The organism is Burkholderia sp. Cy-637 (genome assembly GCF_011753175.1).
Taxonomy (GTDB): Bacteria; Pseudomonadota; Gammaproteobacteria; order Burkholderiales; family Burkholderiaceae; genus Burkholderia; species Burkholderia gladioli.
This window is the reverse complement of record NZ_VWWC01000338.1, coordinates 1-2,520: the sequence shown is the minus strand read 5'-3', so window position 1 is coordinate 2,520 and position 2,520 is coordinate 1. Positions and strand designations below refer to the sequence as shown.

Below are 2,520 nucleotides of genomic sequence, written 5' to 3'. Positions count from 1 at the left end.
ATGTTCCTGCCACAGCTCGTCGGAGAACAGGGCCGCGACGATCACGAGCGGCAGCACCAGAAAAATGCCCAGGATCACTTGCTCGACCACGATGGCCTCCGTGCGGCTGGCGGGCGGGACGGCACCCGGCTCGGGATCGCGATCGCCACCGTCTCGTTCGCGGCGATGTGGCTGGCGCCCTGGCTGTCGGTGTCGGCGCAGCTCGGCCTGATCGCGCTGGCCACGGTCGGTTTCGATCTCGGCTTCCAGTCGACCCTGATCGCGCACCAGACCATCGTCTACGGCATCGATCCGGCTTCGCGCAGCCGCCTCAATGCGGTGCTGTTCGTCGGCATGTTCGTCGGCATGTCGACGGGCGCCGCGATCGGCACCCTGCTGTTCGCGCAGTGGGGCTGGACGGCGGTGGTCGCGATGGCGGTGCTGACCTCGATCGGGGCGCTGCTGGTGCGGGTCTGGCGGCGCGCCTGAGCGGGGCGGCGGCTGGATCGGGAACGGGCGGGCCGGGTGGCTCGCCCGTTTCGTTTCGAGGGCGACGGCTTCGCGTTGACGCCCCGGCACGATTTGCCGACAATCCGCAGACCGTCACGCGCGCCGTCTCGATCGAGGATGTCATGCCGCTTCGTCTGAATGCATCGTTGTGCTGTCTGGGGTGGCTCGTCGCGATGTCGGCGGGAGGATGGGCGCGGGCGGCCGAGCCGGCCGCGGTGCCGGCCAGCGAGGTGCAGGCGCGGGCGGCGGCTTCTTCGAAGGGGGCGGCGTCTGCCTCGGCCGCTTCGGCCGCTTCGGCTGTTTCTCCTGCTTCGGCGACGACGGGCCGTCCGTCCGCCGACGACAGCGCGAATGCAGGCGCCGATGCGCATCGCGCGCCGAATGGCGGCGAGTTCATTCCGGTGCCGCCCGAAACCAGCGCCGTGACGCGCCACTCGATCCGGCTCGACGGCCGCACCATCGACTACACCGCGACGGCAGGCAACCTGCTGCTGCGCGACGATGCGGGGCAGGCCACGGCCAGCGTCTTCTATATTGCATATACGGCGAATGGCCGGCGCGCCTCGCAGCGGCCGGTCACCTTCCTGTTCAACGGCGGCCCCGGCGCCGGCACCATGTTCCTGATGATGGGCTCGTTCGGCCCGAAGCGAGCACGCACGGCCAGCCCCGATATCAGCGGACCCGCGCCCTACGATCTCGCCGACAACCCCGACAGCCTGCTGGCACAGACCGACCTGGTCTTCATCGACGCGGTGGGCGCCGGCTTCTCGCGCGCGGTCGGCCACGCGAGCGGGAAGAATTTCTGGGGTGTCGACAGCGATCTCGATGCCTTCGATCATTTCATCGAGCGCTACCTGACGGTGTACCAGCGCTGGGATTCGCCGAAGTACCTGCTCGGCGAGTCCTATGGCACGGCTCGCGCGGCGATGCTGGCGTATCGCCTGAACGATCGCAGCAATATCGCCTTGAACGGGGTGATCCTGATGTCGTCGGTGCTCGATTCGGCGGCGTTCTCGGCGGGTTCGGATTTCGAAAGCGAAAGCTATTTGCCGAGCTTCGCCGCGATCGCCTGGTATCACGACCGTCTTTCGCCCAAGCCGCCCAACCTGCCCGCGTTTCTCGACGAAGTCCGTGCCTTCGCGCGCGGCCCTTATGAGCAGGCGCTCGCGCAGGGGGATGCCTTGCCCGATGCCGAGCGCGATGCGATCGCGGCGCGCATCGCCGCTTATACGGGACTCGACGTGTCATATATAAAAGAGGCGCGGCTGCGCATCGGGCCGTCGCGGTTCCGCAAGCAGTTGCTGCGCGGCGAGTCGCGTAACCTGGGGCGCTACGATGCGCGCTTCAAGGGTATCGACTACGACGATGCGGGGGAGCATGGCGATTTCGATGCATCGGCGACCAGCATCTCCAGCGTGTTCGACGCGGCGCTGCATCGGCATCTGGCGCAGGATCTCGACTACCGGCCGAGCGACCGCTATCGCGTCTTCAACGATGCCGCCTTGCGGCAATGGGATTGGAAGCATCGCGAATGGTGGGGTGAGCAACTGGCGGTGCCCTATGCCGCCGGCGATCTTGCCGAGGCGATGCGGCAGAACCCGAAGCTGCGAGTGATGTCGCTGAACGGCTATTTCGATCTGGCGACGCCGTTCTATGCCACTGAATATGCGCTATCGCATCTCGGGCTCGACAAGTCGCTGCGTCCGAACCTCGAGCTGCGCTACTACCCGGCGGGGCACATGATCTACCTCGACGATGCCGCCTTGCATGCGATGAAGACCGATCTCGCGCGCTTCTACGAGGGGACGCCGGCGGGTCAGTGAGGGCGATGTTGGTTGCGTGAGCAACCGAATTTCGCGTTTCTTCTTTTGGTATCAACGAGTTGCCATGAAGGGCGCCGCGCGAGCGGCGCCCTTCATGCATTTTCTTTGCGAAAACGCTTGCACGAAGGCGATGGGCTGCTTAGAATCACGCCTCTTTCGCGCTAACGGAAACGCGGCACGAAAGAGGAAGCAAGGTTGGATGAGTCGA

Annotated in this window: 1 protein-coding gene and 1 pseudogene; both read left to right on the top strand. The window is 66.0% G+C overall.

Translation table 11 applies throughout. The features are described 5' to 3' along the window. Positions 1-123: 123 nt before the first annotated feature. Positions 124-468: pseudogene (locus F3J10_RS35235) on the top strand (MFS transporter); the annotation flags it as partial. A gap of 143 nt (positions 469-611) precedes the next feature. Further along, positions 612-2,312, top strand: a complete 1,701-nt coding sequence (locus F3J10_RS35230; RefSeq protein WP_167244013.1) for a peptidase S10 — start codon at positions 612-614, stop codon at positions 2,310-2,312. The last annotated feature ends 208 nt before the right edge of the window (positions 2,313-2,520 follow it).

What these genes read in the sequence shown, in the direction of transcription:
- F3J10_RS35230 (WP_167244013.1), top strand. Translation starts at nt 612, where the DNA reads ATGCCGCTTCGTCTGAATGCATCGTTGTGCTGTCTGGGGTGGCTCGTC.